Genomic DNA, 18,453 nt, shown 5'->3' on the forward strand with positions numbered 1-18,453 from the left:
GACGAAATCAGAACAGCAAAGCGAACAACAACCCGCACCGCAGTGCGCGTAATCACCGAGTTTGGTTACCCTGCCCGACGGGGTGGGGGAACACAGTTGCTACGACCATTGTTTTCAGGCTGCTGTTTGAGACCGTCTGAAAACGGTGTTGCTTCTACTGCCGTCATTCCCGCGCAGGCGGGAATCTTATTTCCGCTCCAACAATGGCGGCTTGAACCTGCATTCGTTCAATTCCACCGAGATTCCCGCCTGCGCGGGAATGACGGCAGTGGTGGGGCGGCTGTTTGCAGGATTTCAGACGGCCTTTTTGCTTTTCAGACGGCCTGTTTATTTTCAGGCTGCCTTGTCCTTCTAACGTATCAGACCGGCGAACAAATCCAGCCACTCGGGATTCTGTTCTTCTATCAGTCTGATTTCCCATTCTCGCCGCCATTTTTTCAGGGCTTTTTCTTTGGCGATGGCAGCGGGCATATGCTCGAACAGTTCGTACCACACCAGATCGTGCACATTGTAACGGGCGGTAAAGCTGTCGAAATCAAGGCTGTTTTTATGTTGCCATACCCGCTCGGGCAGATTCATGGTAACGCCGATATACAGCACGCCGTTTCTGCCGCTGGCCATAATATACACGGCAGGCTGTCCGGCTAAGGGATGGCGGTGCATATCGCTTCCTATTTTGGGTTTTGCAGAAGCCTGCAAACCCGCTTTCAGACGGCCTTTCGTTTTTCAGGCTGCTTTCAAGGCCGTCTGAAAACGGCTGTTTCTTTCTGTTTCGTCATTCCCGCGCAGGCGGGAATCTTTTTTCGGCTTCAATGATTGGCAGTTGAAACACGGGGTTGCTGCATCTGCGCCAAGATTCCCGCCTGCGCGGGAATGACGGCAGTGGGTGGGCGTCTGCTTGCAGGGTTTCACGCGGTGTTCTGTTTTTCAGACGGCCTTTTTGCTTTCAGGCTGCCCCGCAACCCAAAGGCCGTCTGAAATATCAATTACCCGAACCAAAGCCCCCAGAAAAACGCCACGATCAGCACCAGTACGCCGGTTACCATGAAGGCGGCGTAGGTGTAGATGAAGCCGGTTTGCATTTTGCGTACTTGGGCGGAGACGGCGCCGACGAGTTTGGCGCTGCCGTTGACGAGGCCGTTGTCGATGATGGCGGTGTCGATGGCTTTCCAGAAGAAGGTGCCCAATGCGCGGCTGCCTTTGGCGAAGACGTTGTAGTAAATCGTATCGAGGTAGTATTTGTTTTCAAACAATACGTACACGGGGCGGAAGGCGGCGGCGATTTTGGCGGGCAGACCCGGGGCTTTGATGTACAAGACCCAGGCGCTTACCACGCCTGCAACCGCGAGATACAGCACGGGCGAGTGCAGGCTGTGCGACACCATCGCCAGTGCGCCGTGGAATTCTTCTTTCATCAGGTGCATAGTGGGGTGGGCTTCGTGGTTGACGAAAATCACGCCTTTGAAGAAGTCGCCGTAGAGCATGGGTTCGATGGCGATGTAGCCGATAATCACGGACGGAATCGCCAGCAATACCAGCGGCAGGGTGACGACCCACGGGCTTTCGTGCGGGTTATCGTGTTTGCCCAGGCCGTGATGGTGGCCGTCTGAATGATGATCGTCGTGGTGCTCGGGCAGCTCGCGCCATTTTTCTTTACCGTGAAAGACCATAAAGTATTGGCGGAAGGCGTAAAAGGCGGTTACGAACACGCTGGCGAGTACGGCAAAGTAGGCAAAGCCGCTGCCGGGCAGGTTGCTGAGTTTGGCCGCTTCGATAATGGAATCTTTGGAGTAGAAACCGGAAAAGAAGGGCGTGCCGATAAGCGCCAGATTGCCCAGCAGCATGGTGAGCCAGGTGACGGGCATGTATTTTTTCAGGTTGCCCATGTGGCGCATGTCTTGGTCGTGATGCATGCCGATAATCGCGCTACCGGCGGCAAGGAACAGCAGGGCTTTAAAGAAGGCGTGGGTCATCACATGGAACATGGCCACGGAGTAGGCCGACGCGCCGAGCGCCACGGTCATATAGCCGAGCTGCGACAGGGTGGAATAGGCCACCACGCGTTTGATGTCGTTTTGAATCGTGCCGAGAAAGCCCATAAACAGCGCGGTAATCGCGCCGATGACCATGATTACGCTCAAGGCGGTGCTGCTCAATTCGTAAATCGGCGACATACGCGACACCATAAACAGGCCGGCAGTAACCATGGTGGCCGCGTGAATCAGCGCGGAAATCGGTGTCGGGCCTTCCATCGAGTCGGGCAGCCACACGTGCAGCGGGAATTGGGCGGATTTACCCATTGCGCCGACAAACAGCAGCAGGCAGGTTACGGTAACCAGCGACCATTGCACGCCCGGAACCAGCTCGATGGTGGCGTTTTGCACCTGCGGCAGATAGGCGAACACGTCGGCATAGCGCAGGCTGCCGCCGAAATAGGCCAGCACCAGCGCGATGCCCAGCACAAAGCCGAAGTCGCCGACGCGGTTGACCAGAAACGCTTTCAAATTGGCAAAGGTGGCCGACGGTTTTTTGAAATAAAAACCGATCAACAGATACGACACCAAGCCCACCGCTTCCCAGCCGAAGAAAAGCTGGATGAAGTTGTTGGACATAATCAGCATCAGCATGCTGAAAGTAAACAATGAGATATAGCTGAAAAAGCGTTGGTAGCCTACTGCTTCGTCGTGCATATAGCCGATGGTGTAGATATGCACCATCAGCGACACGCCGGTAACCACCGCCATCATCATCGCCGTCATCGAATCGACCAGAAAGCCGACCGAGAAATCAATGCCGCCCATTGTCAGCCAGGTATAGACGTTTTCGTCAAACTTGGCGCGCGAGCCGTCGATAAAGCCCCACAACACCCAGCCGGACAACACGGCCGACACCGCCACGCCGAGTATCGTTACCGAATGCGCCCCTGCGCGGCCGATTTTATTGCCGAACAGCCCCGCCAGCAGCGAGCCCGCCAGCGGCAGAAGGGCGATGGTGAGGTATAAAGTCATATCAGTCATGTTGTGAACCTTAGGGGTTGAACTTTTAATCTTTTGGCTAACGGGGCTGGTGGGCTGTCTGGTTTCAGACGGCCTTTCACATTTTCAGGTAGCCTTTTGGCGTTTCAGGCTGCCTTGGTATTTGTCCGCGTGCGTGGCAGAGCTACACACCCTACATTGTTTGGGTTTTCAGGCTGCTTTACAGGCCGTCTGAAACCGTCGGACTTCTGCCATCTGCTCCCTCCCCCGTCTTGCGGGGGAGGGTTGGGGTGGGGGTGTGCGTTTCTGCGGAAACGCTTTTTCGCCGACGTAGTAGCAAAGGTTTCTGCTGCCCTACCGCCCCCACCCTAGCCCTCCCCCGCGAGCGGGAGAGGGAATTAGTTTGCTGTCGGGCTATCGGTTTCAGGCTGCTTTTCAGACGGCCTTTTCGTAGGTCGGATTCTCGAATCCGACGTTTCCCGCAAGGGAAAATGGTGTTTTAGCTCCGCAACTCCGCTACGCTACGCAAGCTGCCTATTCTGCCGCGCCAACCCACGCCAGAAATTCTTGTTCGGTCATTTTCGGGGTGTCGTCGGACAGGTGGTAATACGGTGCTTGGCAGTCGGTAAATATTTGCAGTTTCAAAGCAAAGTCGGCGTTGTCGGCAAACAGTCCGGCATTAACATACCACGCTTCATCCATGCCGCTTTCGGGCAGCAGGTGGAAATACAGATCGTTGCCGCATTCTTTGCAGAAAGTACGCTCGCCCCAGTCGGAAGAACGGTAGCGGCCGATGTTTTCTTCACCGCTGATTTGCGGTGCGCCTTCGGCGGTCAGGGTAAACGATGCGCCGCCGGTGCGTTGGCGGCATTTGCTGCAATGGCAGGCGTGAACTTCGTGATTATGCCTGACTTCGAGCGTTACGCTGCCGCACTGGCATTGGGCTTTCATGGCTTTTCCTTATTTTGTGTGCACGGTTTTCAGGCTGCCTTTAAGGCCGTCTGAAAACAAGGTTTCTTTCACTTTCGTCATTCCCGCGCAGGCGGGAATCTTTTTGGCATTACAGCGGCTGCAGGTTTCAATCAGGTTTCCCGTTGCCCCGCCAAGATTCCCGCCTGCGCGGGAATGACGCCGGTGGGCGGCTGCGGGCTTTCAGGCTGCCTGTTTTAAAACGCCATCATCTTACGCAAGGTATTGCCGTTGCGCGTGGTCAGGCTCAGGCCGAGCTGTTTTTCCAAAAACGCATTGCCCAGCTTGCTGCGGGAAGCGTCCTGCGGGATGTAGAGATACGCGGCGCACGGGCGGATATGCAGTTTTTCACTGCCGAAGTCCTGCGCCTCCAAACCGGCGGTATCGGCCAGCGGTGTGTTGCACAGCGTAAAAAATACGCGCTTGGGGTCGTATGCCTCATCGGCAAACGGATTGCCGTCCAATATTTCACGCAACTGGGCAGGCGTTTTGACAATAACGGCCAAATCTACATTCAGATGCGTATGCAGCAAATCATGTATCCGCACGGCGGCTTCGTCCGCAGCCAATCCGCTTTCCAGTGCAATATTGCCGCTCTGTATCCATGTCCGCACATTGTCGAAACCGTTACCGCCCAATACGGCACGGACATCTGCCATTTTGACGGCGTTTTTCCCGCTCGGCATCACACCGCGCAGAAATGCGATCAGGGTTTGTCTGCTCATGGTTTGGTCTTTCAAACGGGTTTTCAGGCTGCTTTAAGGCCTTGCAGCTTGAGTCTCATCCCAATATGGTTTTCGGTTTGGCAGATTGTTGGGTTTACAACCCAACCTACCTGCTGACACCACCCTACCCTTTCAAACTGTCCAAATCGCTGATGTTGATGCTCTGGCGGTTGCGGAACACCAAAACCATAATCGCCAAACCAATCGCGGATTCGGCGGCGGCTACGGTTAAGACGAAAAAGACGAAAATCTGGCCGGCGGTGTCGCCCAGGTATTGCGAAAAGGCGATGAAGTTGAAGTTGACGGCCAAGAGCATCAATTCGATGGACATCAGCAAAACGAGTACGTTTTTGCGGTTCATAAAGATGCCCATGGCGCTGATGCCGAACAGCAGGGCGGCGAGTACCAGATAGTGTGTCAGCGTAATCATGCTTTGTTCTCCGAATCGGCGGTATCGTCGGTTTCTCCGCTTGCGGGGGCGGACGGGGTCTGCACCACGGCGGCCATTTTCACCATGCGCAGGCGGCCTTGTTTGGCATCGACTTTGACCTGGTCGGCGGGGTCGATGCGTTTGGGGTTGGCAGATTTGCGGTGTACTAGGGCGATGGCGGCGACCATGCCGAGCACCAAGAGCACGGCGGCGAGCTCAAAGGGCAGCAGGTAGGTAGTGTAAATCTGGCTGCCGAGATCGCGCACATTGCTGTAATCGGCGGGGATGTCGTTCATCGGGCCGAAGGCGGCAAGATTGGTTTTGGGCGACACCAGTATCAGAATCAGGGCGACGGCCATCAGCACGCCGACGGTGAGCGCGGCGGGGGCGTTGCGCCAGAAGCCTTTGCGCATTTCTTCGATGTCGATGTTGAGCATCATCACCACAAACAGGAACAACACCATCACCGCGCCGACATACACCACCACCAGCGTGATGCCGAGAAACTCGGCCTGCATCAGCATCCACATCATCGCGCTCATGCAGAAGGTGAGCACCAGATACAGCGCGGCATGCACGGGGTTTTTGGCGGTGACGGTTTTCAGCGCGCCGAACAGGATGATGGCGGCCAACAGGTAAAACAGAATAAGTTGAAAGTTCATATTTTTGTACTTTCCGTTTCGGGATATTTCAATCGGTTTTGCTTTGCGTTCCGGCTTGGCCGGACGCGGTTTATTGCTTGCGCCAATAGTTTAAGAATTCATCTGCCAGGCCTTCGGGGTTGGCGCGTTCCGTCCACGACAAGGGGGCATCGTAATACTCCAATTCGTGTACCAATTATTTATAGATTAACTATATTACCCTACGCTAAATTTCTCTTTGGCATATTTTTCTCTTTGGCATATTTTTTAATCTTATTTACTTCACTAAAATACCATTTAGCTTCATAAACTTTATTATCCTTATATAACTCCTTTGCCAATTCAAAAAAGCCCTCACCTGGTATTTTATGATCTTTTGATACAACTAATGCACTTAACATAAATCCATGTGCAAAATATGTTTTTTCACTAATCTGTCCCAAAAGATGGCTCATTGCTGCACCATGTGCATCTATTTGTATTGTTTTAATTGCCGATGCTAACGTGCTATAAAAAATATATTCTCCCGATCCTAATATCGCTGCTTGTTTAATTAAATACTGCTCTGCTTCTAATTTAGCATTTTCCCAGTCATTCAAATCATAGCCAAAATATTCTTCCATAAAATTCAACCTTCAACTTTTTAGCTTGTTATACAGGCTACTTCTAGCGATTTCAGGATACTTAAAATTTTACTAACACGGGTGCTCCCGTTCTTTAACGGTACGGCGCATCCGCCGCTTTGCGTTTGGCGATTTCTTCTTCGTATTTGTCGCCAATGGCCAAGAGCATGGGTTTGGTGAAGTGCAGGTCGCCCTTTTTCTCGCCGTGGTATTCGAAGATGTGGGTTTCGACGATGGCGTCGGTGGGGCAGGCTTCTTCGCAGAAGCCGCAGAAGATGCACTTGGTCAGGTCGATGTCGTAGCGGGTGGTGCGGCGGGTGCCGTCTTCGCGCTCTTCGGATTCGATGTTGATCGCCATCGCGGGGCAGACGGCTTCACACAGTTTGCAGGCGATGCAGCGCTCTTCGCCGTTGGGGTAGCGGCGTTGGGCGTGCAGGCCGCGAAAGCGCACGGACTGCGGGGTTTTTTCTTCGGGGAAGTAGATGGTTTCCTTGCGGGCGAAGAAGTTTTTCAGGGTCAGCCCCATGCCTTTGACCAGCTCGCCGAGCAGGAAGGTTTTGACTAGGTTTGCCATTGGGTTCGTATCCTCCGTTTTAGGGGATTTTGGTGTTTGGTTTTGGTTTTAAACTTTGCCGAAACTTGCGTTGTGCGTTTTCAGGCTGCCTTGCCGTGTCAGGCGGTACGCTTGACGATAAAGGCGTTTTCGGCTTTTTCAAAGCCAATTTTCGGGTAGTAGTCCATCGCGGCGGGGGCGGAAAGCAGAATCAGGGCGACTTTTTCGCCGATTTGCGCCTGTGTGCGGCGGACAAGTTCGCGGCCGATGCCCTGATGCTGGCAGGCGGTATCGACGGCAAGATCAGACAGATAGCAAGCGTAGGCGAAGTCGGTAAGAGAGCGGGCAACGCCGACAAGGTTCGCACCGTCCCATGCCGTCCACAGGATGTCGGCCTGATCGAGCATGGTTTGCAGGCGCGGCAGGTCGGTAGTGGGACGGCGGATGCCGGAACGCTCGAGTACGCCCGCAAACTGTTCGGCGGTAATGGTTTTGCTGTTGCTGTATTCGATCATTTGCTTGTCCTTTTTTTCAGGCTACCTTATTCAGGCTGCTTTTGCTTTTCAGACGGCCTATTTCCACAAGCTCAGCGGCGAGACCATCCACAGCGCCAGCACGACGATAAACACGAAGCTGATCGGGATCAGCACTTTCCAGCCCAGGCGCATGATTTGGTCGTAGCGGTAGCGCGGGAAGGTGGCGCGTATCCACAGATAGCCGTATAGCACCATCGCCATTTTGACAAACATCCAGAAGGCCGACGGCGTGCCGACAGCGCCCCAGCTTTGCGGGAAGGGCGAGAGCCAGCCGCCGAGAAACATCAGCGATGTCAGCGCGGCAATCAGGATCATGAAAATGTATTCGGCCAAAAAGAACAGGGCAAAGGCGAAACCGGAGTATTCGACGTGGAAACCGGCGACGATTTCGCTCTCGCCCTCGGCCACGTCAAAGGGCGCGCGGTTGGTTTCGGCAACGGCGGAAATCAGATAAATGATAAACACCGGAAACAGCGGCAGCCAGTTCCACGAGAATACCGAACCGCCGGCGATGCCCTGCGCTTGGGCGGCAACGATTTCGGAAAAATTCAGGCTGCCTGAAACCATCACCACGCACAGCAAGGCCGCGCCCATGGCGATTTCGTAGGAAATGGTTTGCGCGGAAGAGCGCATGGCGCCGAGAAATGAGTATTTGGAATTGGACGCCCAGCCGGCGATGATCACGCCGTACACCGACAGCGAAGTAATCATCAAAATATAGAGCAGGCCGACGTTGATATTGGTCAGCAGCCATTTTTCGGAAAAGGGAATCACCGCCCAGGCGGCAAACGACGGCGCCAGCGACATAATCGGGCCGATGTAGAACAGCGCCTTGTTCGACAGCTTGGGGCGGGTTACTTCTTTAAACAGCAGCTTGAACACGTCGGCAAACGGCTGGATCAGACCCCACGGGCCGGTTACGTTGGGGCCGACGCGCAGCTGCATAAAGCCGATAACTTTGCGCTCGAAGTAAGTCAGGTAGGCAACGGTGAGAATCAGCGGAATCAGGATGATGACGATTTTGACGACAATCGACACAATCAGGCCGATGTCGCTGCCGATGGGGCCGAGCCAGCCTGAAAACAGGGTTTGGAACCATTCTTGCATTGCTTAAGCCCTTTCCAGTTCGATGGCGTTCATCATGCCGCCCAATTCGGCGTTGGCGCTGTGCAGCGGCAGGTGGACGATGTTTTCCGGCAGCGTTTTATCGGCCGAGACGCTGACGGTAACACTGTGCTCGCCGTGTTTGGCGCGCACGCTGTCGCCGTCGATCAGGCCGAGCGCGGCCAGCGTCAGCGGGTGGACGCGGGCGGCGGGCACTTGGGCGTGGCCGGTTTGCTGCAGCGATTCGGCGCGGCGTACGATGGCGTCGGTGTGGTAGATGCCGGTGCCGCCGACGCGGGTCAGCCCGCTGCCGGCCGGCGCGGCTTCGCCCTGCCAGCTGCTGCGGTTGTCGAGTTTGCCGGCCAGCGCGTCTTTGTCGATTGCTTCTTGCAGCACTTCTTCGCTGCTGTCGAACTCAAAGCCGTCCACTTCAAAAATATTGCCCAGCACGCGCAGGATTTTCCACAGCGGGCGGCTGTCGCCGTAGCCTTTGGATACGCCGTGGAAGGACTGCAAGCGGCCTTCCATATTGATCAGGCTGCCGGAAGTTTCGGTAAAGGGCGCGATCGGCAGCAGTAGGTCGCACACGTCTAGCAGAGTGTCGCTGACATAGGGGGTGAACGCCATCACGGTTTGCGCTTCGCGCAGCGCGGCCACGGCACGGCCGCCGTTGGCCACGTCGATTTCGGGTTCGACGTTCAACAGCAGCACGGCTTTTTTCGGCTGGGCGATCATTTCGGCAATGGTCTGTCCGTTATTGACTGCCAGCACATCGGCGCCGACGCTGTTGGCCGCCTGCGGCAGGATGCCGAGTTTGGCACCGGCGGCATCGGCCAGCTCCTGCGCGGCGGCATAGATGGCGGCGTAATCGGGATGGTTCTGCGCTTCGGCGCCCAGCACGATGGCGGCCTGCTCGGCGGCTTTCAGGCTGCCGCCGATACCGTTTTCCAAGTCCTGCGCCAGGGTTTTCAGGCAGCCTGCCCATTGGTTCGGATGCAGGATTTGCTGCGCGGCAAGCGGCATATGCAGCGCTTCTTTGCTGCTGGCGAGCACGCTGATCTGGCTGCCGTTGTTGGCGGCGCGGCGCAGGCGGGCGGTCAGGAGCGGCTGCTCTTTGCGCAGGTTGGCGCCGAGCACCAGAATGGCGCCGGCATTGCCCAAGTCTTCAATGCTCTGGCCGAGCCATTGCGCGCCTTTCAGGCTGCCTGCCAAACGGGCATCCTGCGCCTGCAGGCGGGTGTCGAAATGTTTGATGCCGAGACCCTGCGCCAGTTTTTTCGCCAGATACAGCTCTTCGACGGTATTCATCGGGTTGGCCCAGATGCCGATTTGATCCTGCTGTCCGTCTTTGCCGACGCAGTCCAGCGAAGTGCGCACGTATTCGAGCGCGGTTTTCCAATCAACATCGATCCACTCGCCGCCCTGCTTGATTTTCGGGTTTTTCAGGCGGCTGTCGTGGTACAGGCCTTCGTAGGCGAAGCGGTCGCGGTCGGACAGCCAGCATTCGTTGATGGCTTCGTTTTCCAGCGGCAGCACGCGGCGCACGGTGTGTTCTTTCACCTGCACAATCAGGTTGCTGCCCAAAGAGTCGTGGGCGGAAACGGATTTGCGCCGGCTCAATTCCCAAGTGCGGGCGTTGAAGCGGAAGGGCTTGCTGGTCAGCGCGCCGACGGGGCACAGGTCGATAACGTTGCCCGACAATTCGGTTTCCACCACTTTGCCGACAAAGGGCATGATTTCGGAGAACTCGCCGCGGTAGGCCATGGCAATTTCCTGCTCGCCGGCGATTTCTTCGGTAAAGCGCACGCAGCGGGTGCAGTGGATGCAGCGGCTCATTTCGGCGGCGGAAATCAGCGGGCCCATGTCTTTGCCGACAACGGCGCGTTTGGCTTCGGTGTAGCGGCTGGTGGTTTTGCCGTAGCCCATCGCCAAGTCCTGCAGCTGGCACTCGCCGCCCTTGTCGCATACCGGACAATCGAGCGGGTGGTTGATCAGCAGAAACTCCATCACCCCTTCCTGCGCCTGACGCGCTTTTTCGGAATGGGTGCGCACCACCATGCCGTCGGTTACCGGCGTGGCGCAAGCGGGCAGCGGCTTGGGCGCTTTTTCCACTTCCACCAGGCACATGCGGCAGTTGGCGGCAATGGAAAGTTTCTTGTGGTAGCAGAAGTGCGGGATGTAGGTGCCGAGCTTCTGCGCGGCTTCGATTACCGTCGCGCCCTGCTCTACCGACACTTGTTTGCCGTCGATTTCGATTTGTAACATGGTGGTTTCCTAGTTACGGGGTTTTATTTGAATGGGTAATGGTTTGGGGCGGCCTGAAAACGCGGTTTGCGGCGTTCAGACGGCCTTGGGGTGTTTTTTCACTTCGCTGAAACTTGCGTTGCCGGTTTTCAGGCTGCCTTACAGCCGCTTGGAGCGGCTTATCGGATACGAGTATCCGAACTACGGGTTTCGGGTGGCTTTTTTACGTTTCAGGCTGCCTTGGCGGCCGTCTGAAAACAGTGTTGCTTCTGTCTCCCTCCCCTGCCCTGCGGGGGAGGGGCGGGGTGGGAGTGGCGTTTCTGCGGAAACGCTTTTTTTGTTTGCGGGCGTGGCGGAAATTGCTGTTGCCCTACTACCCCCACCCTAGCCCTCCCCCGCAAGCTGGAGAGGGGATTCGGTTGCTGTCGGTTGTTCGGTTTCAGACGGCCTTTTTACTTTCAGGCTGCCTTTAACACCACTTATGCTCTTTCATCGGCCGGCCGTGTTCGATGTAGTGGACGAACTCGTCGCGGAAGTGTTTGGTGAAGCTGCGCACGGGGAAGACGGCGGCGTCGGCCAGGGCGCAGATGGTGCGTCCGGCCATATTGTTGCCGACGGAATCGAGCAGATCCAAATCTTCCATGCGCCCCTGGCCGTTGGCGATGCGGTGGACGATGCGGTACAGCCAGCCGGTGCCTTCGCGGCAGGGGGTGCATTGGCCGCAAGATTCTTCGTGGTAGAAATAGCTCAGGCGCTCGAGCGCTTTGACCATGCACACGTCTTCGTCCATGACGATAATCGCGCCCGAACCGAGCATCGAGCCGGCTTTGGCGATGGAATCGTAGTCCATGTTCAATTCCATCATGATGTCGGCGGGCAGCACCGGTGCGGACGAACCGCCGGGGATAACGGCTTTGAGTTTTTTGCCGTTTTTCATACCGCCGGCCATTTCAAGGATTTTGGCGAACGGGGTGCCCAGCGGCACTTCGTAGTTGCCCGGGCGTTCGATGTGGCCGGAGATGGAAAACAGCTTGGTGCCGCCGGCGTTTTCGATGCCTTTGTCGGCAAAGGTCTGGCCGCCGTCGCGGATGATAAAGGGGACGGATGAAAAGGTTTCGGTGTTGTTGATGGTGGTGGGCTTGCCGTATAGGCCGAAGGATGCGGGGAACGGCGGCTTGAAGCGCGGTTGGCCTTTTTTGCCTTCCAGCGATTCGAGCAAGGCGGTTTCTTCGCCGCAGATATAGGCGCCGTAGCCGTGGGCGGCATAGAGTTCAAAGGAGAACTCGCTGCCGAGAATGTTCTGGCCGAGATAGCCGGCCGCGCGCGCCTGCGCCAGCGCGGCTTCAAAGCGCTGGTAGCCTTCGAAGATTTCGCCGTGGATATAGTTGTAACCGGCGGGCGCGCCCATGGCGTAGCCGGCGATAATCATGCCTTCGATCAGGGCGTGGGGATTAAAGAAGATGATGTCGCGGTCTTTGAAAGTGCCGGGTTCGCCTTCGTCGGTGTTGCAGACGACGTATTTGGTGCCGGGGAAGGAGCGGGGCATAAAGCTCCATTTGAGACCGGTGGGAAAGCCTGCGCCGCCACGGCCGCGCAGGCCGGAGGCTTTGACTTCGGCGATCACGTCGTCTTGGCTCAGGTTTTCGGACAGGATTTTTTTCAGCGCCTGGTAGCCGCCGCGTTTGAGGTAGGCTTCCAGCGTCCAGCATTCGGGATCGCGGGTGTCCACGTTGTCGAAAATCACGCCTGTTTGGTAAATAGCCATGGTGCTTGCTCGGTTTGTTTGGTTTGTTTGGTTTGTTCGGTTCGGGCGGCCTTTCAGACGGCCTGTTTGGTTTTCAGGCTGCTTTTAAGGCCGTCTGAAAACAGGTTTTCCTACTTCAATCATTCCCGCGTAGGCGGGAATCTTGTTTGGGTTTCGACGGCGGGCAGGCTTGGCAGTTATTGTTGCGCTACCAAGATTCCCGTCTGCGCGGGGGGAGCGTAACGGACTTGCGTAAGCTGATAACGTCCGTCAGGTGGTTTAGGGTTTCAGGCTGCTTTGCCGGCGCGCGGTGCGCACCCTACGGGTTTTCAGGCTGCTTTACTGCCGCCTTGGGGCGGTTGTCGGATACAAGTATCCGACCTACGGGTTTCAGACAGCCTTTGGGACTTTCAGGCTGCTTGTTCAGGCTGCCTATTGCAGCTCGGCGAGTTTCTCTTCGATGGCTTCTTCGGTCATAAAGCTGCACATTTTGTGGTTGTTGAGCAGCATCACGGGGGCATCGCCGCATGCACCCATGCATTCGCCTTCGACTAAGGTGAATTTGCCGTCGGGCGTGGTTTCACCATAGCCGATGCCGAGTTTTTTCTTCAGATATTCGCCGGCATCGACGCCGCCGCGCAGGGCGCAAGGGAGGTTGGTGCAGACGGTGAGTTTGTATTTGCCCACCGGTTTGATGTCGTACATATTGTAGAAAGTAGCGACTTCGTAGGCCTGCGCGGGGCTGATGCCGACGTATTCGGCGACAAACTCGATGGTTTCGGGGGCGAGCCAGCCTTTTTCGGTTTGGGCGATGCGCAGCGCGCCCATAATGGCGGATCGGCGGCGGTCGGCGGGGTATTTGGCCAGCTCGGTGTCGATTTGTTTCAGGGATTCTGCGGATAACATTATCTGTCCACCTCTCCGAATACGATGTCCTGGGTGCCGATGATGGCGACGACGTCGGCCAGCATATGGCCTTTGGCCATTTCGTCCATACCTTGCAGGTGGGCGAAGCCGGGGGCGCGGATTTTCAGGCGGTAAGGTTTGTTGGCGCCGTCGGAAATCAGGTAGATGCCGAATTCGCCTTTGGGATGTTCGACGGCGGTATAGGTTTCGCCCTCGGGTACGTGCATGCCTTCGGTGAAGAGTTTGAAGTGGTGGATCAAATCTTCCATGCCGAGTTTCATTTCGGTGCGCTTGGGCGGGGCGACTTTGTGGTCGTCGGTAATCACCGGGCCGGGATTGACGCGCAGCCAGTCGGCGCATTGTTTGATGATGCGGGTGGACTGGCGCATTTCGTTGATGCGGCACAGGTAGCGGTCGTAGCAGTCGCCGTTGACGCCGACGGGAATGTCGAAGTCCATTTGGTCGTAGACTTCGTAGGGCTGGGTTTTGCGCACGTCCCATTCGACGCCGGAGCCGCGCAGCATCACGCCGGTAAAGCCTTTTTGCATGGCGCGCTCGGGCGAGACGACGCCGATGCCGACGGTACGCTGCTTCCAGATGCGGTTGTCGGTAAGCAAGGTTTCCAAGTCGTCGATGCGCGACGGGAAGCGCTCGCAGAAGGCGTCGATAAAGTCGAGCATGCTGCCTTCGCGCCAGGCGTTGAGTTCTTTCAATACTTTGGCGCTGCGGTATTTGCTCGGTTCGTATTTGGGCATAAAGTCGGGCAGGTCGCGGTAAACGCCGCCGGGGCGGAAGTAGGCGGCGTGCATGCGCGCGCCGGAGACGGCTTCGTACAAGTCCATCAGGTCTTCGCGGTCGCGGAAGGCGTAGAGAATGGCGGTCATGGCGCCGATATCGAGCGCGTGCGAGCCGACACCCATCAGGTGGTTCAGGATGCGCGTTACCTCGGCAAACATGGTGCGGATGTATTTGGCGCGGATGGGGATGTCGATGCCGAGCAGTTTTTCCACCGCCAGGCAGTAGGCCTGCTCGTTGACCATCATGGAAACGTAGTCCAGGCGGTCCATATAGGGCAGTGTTTGCAGGAAGGTGCGGGTTTCGGCGAGTTTTTCGGTGCCGCGGTGCAGCAGGCCGATATGGGGGTCGGCGCGGACGATGGTTTCGCCGTCCAATTCCAAAATCATGCGCAATACGCCGTGGGCGGCGGGGTGCTGCGGGCCGAAGTTGATGGTGTAGTTTCTGAGTTTAGTGGCCACCGTAGTTCTCCTCGCGGACAACGCGCGGGGTAATCTCGCGCGGCTCGATGGTAACCGGCTGGTAGATCACGCGTTTTTCTTTTTCGTCGTAACGCATTTCCACATAGCCGGAAATGGGGAAATCCTTGCGGAAAGGATGGCCGACAAAGCCGTAGTCGGTCAGGATGCGGCGCAGGTCGGGGTGATCGTTGAAGATGATGCCGTAGAGATCGAAGGCTTCGCGCTCGTACCAGTCAGCACTGTTGTAAATCGGGGTAACGGTTTGGACAACCGGAAAATCGTCGTTGTCCGCCCACACGCGCACGCGGATGCGCTGGTTGTTTTTAACCGACAGCAGCTGGCTGACCACTGCAAAGCGCTTGCCCTGCCATGCTTCGTTTTTATAGGTGCTGTAATCGACGCCGCACAAATCCACCAAGAGCTCGAAATGCAGCTCTTCGTGGTCGCGCAGGGTAGTCATAATGTCGATGTAGTGCTCGGGGCGGCATTCAACAGTTACTTCGCCGAAAGCCAGCAGCACGGCGCTGGCCTTGTCGCCCAACAGCCGCTGCACGGCGGCGTGCAAATCGTTTACATGCATGGCGTGCTCCTAGTTGCGGGCGATGGTATAGGTGCGCTTGATTTTGCCCTGAAGCTGAATCAGGCCGTAAAGCAGCGCTTCGGCGGTGGGCGGGCAGCCGGGAACGTACACGTCCACCGGCACGATGCGGTCGCAGCCGCGCACCACGGAATAGGAATAATGGTAGTAGCCGCCGCCGTTGGCGCAGGAGCCCATAGACAGCACCCAGCGCGGCTCGGCCATCTGGTCGTACACGCGGCGCAGCGCCGGCGCCATTTTGTTGCACAGCGTGCCGGCAACAATCATCAGGTCAGACTGGCGCGGCGAGGGCCTAAAGATAATGCCGAAGCGGTCAAGGTCGTAGCGCGCCATACCGGCGTGCATCATCTCCACCGCGCAGCAGGCCAAGCCGAAAGTCACCGGCCACAGCGAGCCGGTGCGCATGTAGTTGAGCACGGTATCCGCGCTGGTGGTGATGAAACCTTTATTCAAAACGCCTTCTATTCCCATTCCAGCGCACCTTTTTTCCATTCGTAAACAAAGCCTATGCCCAAAACGGCGATAAACACCAGCATCGGCCAGAATCCGACCATGCCCAAGTCTTTAAACACCACCGCCCACGGGATCATAAAAGCCACTTCCAAATCAAAGAGAATGAAGAGTATCGCCACCAAATAGTAGCGCACGTCGAACTTCATCCTTGCGTTTTCAAAAGCCTCGAAGCCGCACTCAAACGGCGCGTCTTTCTCGGCGTAATGGCGCTTGGGCCCCAGCAGCGTGCCCAAAGCCAGAAACAGAATGCCGGCGGCCAGGCCGATCAGCATAAAAACCAAGACGGGCAGGTAATTTGCCAACATAGCGTCACACTCGAATCATTAACAGATAACGTAATCAAACGGCTGCCATTTTAGCCAAATCAGACGGCAATTTAAAGAGCGCGATTTCAAAATCGCACAAAAAAATCCAATAATTTCAATAACTAAATGATAATAGTTACTATTAAATTATGTTAAGAAGATTTTGTCTCTCCTCTCCAACCAACTGCCGCACAGCCACATTTTTTTTCCGTTTTATCAGAACACCTCACAGCTTTGCCCGACACAAACAAAGGCCGTCTGAAAAATTTTCAGACGGCCTCCAAGCAAACGCCACGTACATTAATGAAGGTTGATATTGCTCTTCACATTAGTTGAGTTATGTTCGTCGTCATGCGAATCTTGCGGAACATTCGGCTCGTAACGGCCATCATCCGACATATTGTCCAAATCGTGACCCGGCTCGGAAGCAGTGTCACCCACGCTGATGCTGGTAGTGTTTTCCAAAATAATGGCCGACGCAAGGTGCTTACTGGTGCGGTATACCATCGCCAAACCTACTTCTTCGGCAGGAATGGAGAGGTATTTCACCACGCTGCGACTGCCATCCTTACCCTTTTGCAAATCGGTCTTGATTTGGCGGCTGCGTTTGTAAAGACTCAACACCGTACCTTTATCCAAGCCGTCGTCTTCACCCTTGTTCAGCGTAATGGTTTGGAACTGGGCGGCTTCGCTGATACCGTCAAAAATCGAAACCACGCGGGCATCGATATGTTGGCTAGGCGCATGAGGCATCATATTGAAACTGTCGCCACTCTCGTCCATTTTCAGCAGGAAATCGCCTTTGCGGATTTCGGATACGGCCTCTTCAACTACCATCGGCTGCGCAGTCTGCGTCGGCAGTTTTACCAACGGATGAACGCGTGTGTAGTACTCGTTGTCCGGCAACACCTCGGCATCCGCCTTGCTGCGGCCGTCCAACGCGCTGTTCGTACCGGCCAACGTGCTGACTACGCCGCTGAACACCACTTCCTGACCCAAATATTTCTTGGTTTCGGGATCGGTAATGTCTTTGCGCGCACGGTAAACCAAATAGCGGCCGGGCTCGGTAATCTCATAGGCGTACACACGGTCGCCTTTCGAATACAGCATACGGCCGTCAGGACCTTCAACCAAGCGCGGCGCATGCTGCGTCTGCATCTGGTCGATAATCTGCGGATGCTGCATAAACATGCGGTAGAAATTCACATTGATGGCTTGGATGCCGTAACCGGAGCTGACCTCGCGCACACGCGGCGACAGCTTGATGGTCGGAATACCGTCCGAACCGGCGCGGTGCTCTACCGAAAGGCGAGGACGGCCGTTAACGTAGCGTAAAACCAACACTTGACCCGGATAAATGCGGTCGGGATTGCGGATTTTGCTGCGGTTCGCACCCCAAAGGCGGTTCCACTGCCAAGGACGGTACAGATATTTGCCCGAAATTCCCCACAAAGTATCGCCCTGTTTCACAACATAGCGGGTCGGCGCATCGGGGCGAACCTTCAGCGCGGCAGACATTGCCGGGGCGGAAATAGCCAAACCGGCGGCACAAAGCAGGGTTATAATACGTTTTTGCATGACACTCCCCTTGAAATTCATTCACGCAGTCATCATTAAAAAATACAAGTAGCAACACAAAACAAAATTGCCTTGCCGATTTATCGCATGATTTTACCACTCTTTACGGCAAACCACATAGCGTTAAAATTATTCTGCATAAACACCCGCAAAACCCATCGAGAACGAAATGGCTTTACTGAACATCCTCCAATATCCCGACGAGCGGCTACACACGGTAGCCAAACCCGTTGAAAAGATTGACGAACGCATTCAAACGCTGATTGCCGATATGTTTGAAACCATGTACGAGGCGCGCGGCATCGGGTTGGCGGCCACGCAGGTTGACGTGCACGAGCGTGTGGTGGTGATGGATTTGAGCGAAGACCGCAGCGAGCCGCGCGTGTTCATCAACCCCGTGATTGTGGAAAAAGACGGCCAAACCACTTACGAAGAAGGCTGCCTCTCCGTACCCGGCATTTACGACACGGTAACCCGCGCCGAGCGTGTAAAGGTAGAAGCACTTGACGAAAAAGGCGAAAAATTCACTCTCGAAGCCGATGGCCTATTGGCCATCTGCGTACAGCACGAACTCGACCACCTGATGGGCATCGTGTTTGTCGAACACCTCTCGCAGCTCAAACAAGGCCGCATCAAAACCAAGCTGAAAAAACGCCAAAAACACAATATGTAAACGCACACAGGCCATCTGAAACCGCACCGCCGCTTTTCAGACGGCCTGAACTTCTTTCAAGCCGCCACCATTGTCCGCCC

At 56.0% G+C, this 18,453-nt stretch carries 19 protein-coding genes; 1 reads left to right on the top strand and 18 read right to left on the bottom strand.

Features of this window, described 5'->3' with window-relative positions; all coding sequences use genetic code 11:
• Positions 1-351 precede the first annotated feature (351 nt).
• The 18 genes from ACLD9W_RS02055 to ACLD9W_RS02140 form a co-directional block, all read right to left on the bottom strand.
• Complete coding sequence (locus tag ACLD9W_RS02055) at positions 352-663, bottom strand: GIY-YIG nuclease family protein (RefSeq protein WP_410840472.1); 312 nt, start codon at positions 661-663, stop codon at positions 352-354.
• Positions 664-986: 323 nt separating this feature from the next.
• Positions 987-3,017, bottom strand: coding sequence for an NADH-quinone oxidoreductase subunit L (gene nuoL / locus ACLD9W_RS02060; protein WP_410840473.1), 2,031 nt, complete (start codon positions 3,015-3,017; stop codon positions 987-989).
• 492 nt (positions 3,018-3,509) lie between these two features.
• The gene (locus tag ACLD9W_RS02065; protein ID WP_003776140.1) at positions 3,510-3,926 is read right to left on the bottom strand and encodes a GFA family protein; all 417 of its coding nucleotides are present in this window, start codon (positions 3,924-3,926) and stop codon (positions 3,510-3,512) included.
• A gap of 215 nt (positions 3,927-4,141) precedes the next feature.
• Positions 4,142-4,669: a DUF1697 domain-containing protein gene (locus tag ACLD9W_RS02070; protein ID WP_003776134.1), complete on the bottom strand. Its 528-nt coding sequence runs from the start codon at positions 4,667-4,669 to the stop codon at positions 4,142-4,144.
• A 124-nt stretch (positions 4,670-4,793) separates the two neighbouring features.
• On the bottom strand, positions 4,794-5,099 hold the full coding sequence (gene nuoK / locus ACLD9W_RS02075; RefSeq protein ID WP_009427122.1) for an NADH-quinone oxidoreductase subunit NuoK: 306 nt from the start codon (positions 5,097-5,099) through the stop codon (positions 4,794-4,796).
• Positions 5,096-5,761, bottom strand: a complete 666-nt coding sequence (locus tag ACLD9W_RS02080; RefSeq protein ID WP_410840474.1) for an NADH-quinone oxidoreductase subunit J — start codon at positions 5,759-5,761, stop codon at positions 5,096-5,098. The genes nuoK and ACLD9W_RS02080 overlap by 4 nt, the downstream gene beginning before the upstream one ends.
• A gap of 200 nt (positions 5,762-5,961) precedes the next feature.
• Positions 5,962-6,363 (bottom strand): hypothetical protein, encoded by a 402-nt coding sequence (locus ACLD9W_RS02085; RefSeq protein ID WP_410840475.1) that lies wholly within the window; start codon positions 6,361-6,363, stop codon positions 5,962-5,964.
• A gap of 94 nt (positions 6,364-6,457) precedes the next feature.
• Complete coding sequence (gene nuoI, locus ACLD9W_RS02090) at positions 6,458-6,937, bottom strand: NADH-quinone oxidoreductase subunit NuoI (RefSeq protein ID WP_009427116.1); 480 nt, start codon at positions 6,935-6,937, stop codon at positions 6,458-6,460.
• Positions 6,938-7,035: 98 nt separating this feature from the next.
• The gene (locus ACLD9W_RS02095; protein ID WP_036496584.1) at positions 7,036-7,431 is read right to left on the bottom strand and encodes a GNAT family N-acetyltransferase; all 396 of its coding nucleotides are present in this window, start codon (positions 7,429-7,431) and stop codon (positions 7,036-7,038) included.
• A gap of 57 nt (positions 7,432-7,488) precedes the next feature.
• Complete coding sequence (nuoH, locus tag ACLD9W_RS02100; RefSeq protein WP_274070801.1) at positions 7,489-8,559, bottom strand: NADH-quinone oxidoreductase subunit NuoH; 1,071 nt, start codon at positions 8,557-8,559, stop codon at positions 7,489-7,491.
• Positions 8,560-8,562: 3 nt separating this feature from the next.
• Complete coding sequence (gene nuoG, locus ACLD9W_RS02105) at positions 8,563-10,821, bottom strand: NADH-quinone oxidoreductase subunit NuoG (protein ID WP_410840476.1); 2,259 nt, start codon at positions 10,819-10,821, stop codon at positions 8,563-8,565.
• A 448-nt stretch (positions 10,822-11,269) separates the two neighbouring features.
• Positions 11,270-12,565 (bottom strand): NADH-quinone oxidoreductase subunit NuoF, encoded by a 1,296-nt coding sequence (gene nuoF, locus ACLD9W_RS02110; RefSeq protein ID WP_410840477.1) that lies wholly within the window; start codon positions 12,563-12,565, stop codon positions 11,270-11,272.
• A gap of 411 nt (positions 12,566-12,976) precedes the next feature.
• Positions 12,977-13,450, bottom strand: a complete 474-nt coding sequence (gene nuoE, locus ACLD9W_RS02115) for an NADH-quinone oxidoreductase subunit NuoE (protein ID WP_238747564.1) — start codon at positions 13,448-13,450, stop codon at positions 12,977-12,979.
• Entirely contained in the window at positions 13,450-14,706 is a 1,257-nt protein-coding gene (nuoD, locus tag ACLD9W_RS02120; RefSeq protein ID WP_009427106.1) for an NADH dehydrogenase (quinone) subunit D, read from the bottom strand. Before nuoD ends, nuoE begins: the two co-directional genes overlap by 1 nt.
• Complete coding sequence (locus ACLD9W_RS02125) at positions 14,696-15,286, bottom strand: NADH-quinone oxidoreductase subunit C (RefSeq protein WP_410840478.1); 591 nt, start codon at positions 15,284-15,286, stop codon at positions 14,696-14,698. The genes nuoD and ACLD9W_RS02125 overlap by 11 nt, the downstream gene beginning before the upstream one ends.
• Before the next feature lie 9 nt (positions 15,287-15,295).
• Positions 15,296-15,775, bottom strand: a complete 480-nt coding sequence (locus ACLD9W_RS02130; protein ID WP_009427104.1) for a NuoB/complex I 20 kDa subunit family protein — start codon at positions 15,773-15,775, stop codon at positions 15,296-15,298.
• On the bottom strand, positions 15,766-16,122 hold the full coding sequence (locus tag ACLD9W_RS02135) for an NADH-quinone oxidoreductase subunit A (protein WP_009427103.1): 357 nt from the start codon (positions 16,120-16,122) through the stop codon (positions 15,766-15,768). Before ACLD9W_RS02135 ends, ACLD9W_RS02130 begins: the two co-directional genes overlap by 10 nt.
• Before the next feature lie 300 nt (positions 16,123-16,422).
• Positions 16,423-17,700, bottom strand: a complete 1,278-nt coding sequence (locus ACLD9W_RS02140; protein WP_410840479.1) for a LysM peptidoglycan-binding domain-containing protein — start codon at positions 17,698-17,700, stop codon at positions 16,423-16,425.
• Positions 17,701-17,869: 169 nt separating this feature from the next.
• Between ACLD9W_RS02140 and def the strand changes: the two genes are divergently transcribed.
• Positions 17,870-18,373: a peptide deformylase gene (def, locus tag ACLD9W_RS02145; RefSeq protein ID WP_410840480.1), complete on the top strand. Its 504-nt coding sequence runs from the start codon at positions 17,870-17,872 to the stop codon at positions 18,371-18,373.
• The last annotated feature ends 80 nt before the right edge of the window (positions 18,374-18,453 follow it).

Source organism: Neisseria sp. WLZKY-1, assembly GCF_046546535.1.
In the GTDB taxonomy this organism is placed as follows: Bacteria; Pseudomonadota; Gammaproteobacteria; order Burkholderiales; family Neisseriaceae; genus Neisseria.

What these genes read in the sequence shown, in the direction of transcription:
- ACLD9W_RS02125 (WP_410840478.1), bottom strand. Translation starts at nt 15,286, where the DNA reads ATGCATGTAAACGATTTGCACGCCGCCGTGCAGCGGCTGTTGGGCGAC.
- nuoK (WP_009427122.1), bottom strand. Translation starts at nt 5,099, where the DNA reads ATGATTACGCTGACACACTATCTGGTACTCGCCGCCCTGCTGTTCGGC.
- ACLD9W_RS02065 (WP_003776140.1), bottom strand. Translation starts at nt 3,926, where the DNA reads ATGAAAGCCCAATGCCAGTGCGGCAGCGTAACGCTCGAAGTCAGGCAT.
- ACLD9W_RS02055 (WP_410840472.1), bottom strand. Translation starts at nt 663, where the DNA reads ATGCACCGCCATCCCTTAGCCGGACAGCCTGCCGTGTATATTATGGCC.
- ACLD9W_RS02070 (WP_003776134.1), bottom strand. Translation starts at nt 4,669, where the DNA reads ATGAGCAGACAAACCCTGATCGCATTTCTGCGCGGTGTGATGCCGAGC.
- nuoH (WP_274070801.1), bottom strand. Translation starts at nt 8,559, where the DNA reads ATGCAAGAATGGTTCCAAACCCTGTTTTCAGGCTGGCTCGGCCCCATC.
- ACLD9W_RS02085 (WP_410840475.1), bottom strand. Translation starts at nt 6,363, where the DNA reads ATGGAAGAATATTTTGGCTATGATTTGAATGACTGGGAAAATGCTAAA.
- nuoG (WP_410840476.1), bottom strand. Translation starts at nt 10,821, where the DNA reads ATGTTACAAATCGAAATCGACGGCAAACAAGTGTCGGTAGAGCAGGGC.
- nuoE (WP_238747564.1), bottom strand. Translation starts at nt 13,450, where the DNA reads ATGTTATCCGCAGAATCCCTGAAACAAATCGACACCGAGCTGGCCAAA.
- nuoI (WP_009427116.1), bottom strand. Translation starts at nt 6,937, where the DNA reads ATGGCAAACCTAGTCAAAACCTTCCTGCTCGGCGAGCTGGTCAAAGGC.
- ACLD9W_RS02140 (WP_410840479.1), bottom strand. Translation starts at nt 17,700, where the DNA reads ATGCAAAAACGTATTATAACCCTGCTTTGTGCCGCCGGTTTGGCTATT.
- ACLD9W_RS02080 (WP_410840474.1), bottom strand. Translation starts at nt 5,761, where the DNA reads ATGAACTTTCAACTTATTCTGTTTTACCTGTTGGCCGCCATCATCCTG.
- ACLD9W_RS02130 (WP_009427104.1), bottom strand. Translation starts at nt 15,775, where the DNA reads ATGGGAATAGAAGGCGTTTTGAATAAAGGTTTCATCACCACCAGCGCG.
- nuoL (WP_410840473.1), bottom strand. Translation starts at nt 3,017, where the DNA reads ATGACTGATATGACTTTATACCTCACCATCGCCCTTCTGCCGCTGGCG.
- def (WP_410840480.1), top strand. Translation starts at nt 17,870, where the DNA reads ATGGCTTTACTGAACATCCTCCAATATCCCGACGAGCGGCTACACACG.
- ACLD9W_RS02095 (WP_036496584.1), bottom strand. Translation starts at nt 7,431, where the DNA reads ATGATCGAATACAGCAACAGCAAAACCATTACCGCCGAACAGTTTGCG.
- nuoF (WP_410840477.1), bottom strand. Translation starts at nt 12,565, where the DNA reads ATGGCTATTTACCAAACAGGCGTGATTTTCGACAACGTGGACACCCGC.
- ACLD9W_RS02135 (WP_009427103.1), bottom strand. Translation starts at nt 16,122, where the DNA reads ATGTTGGCAAATTACCTGCCCGTCTTGGTTTTTATGCTGATCGGCCTG.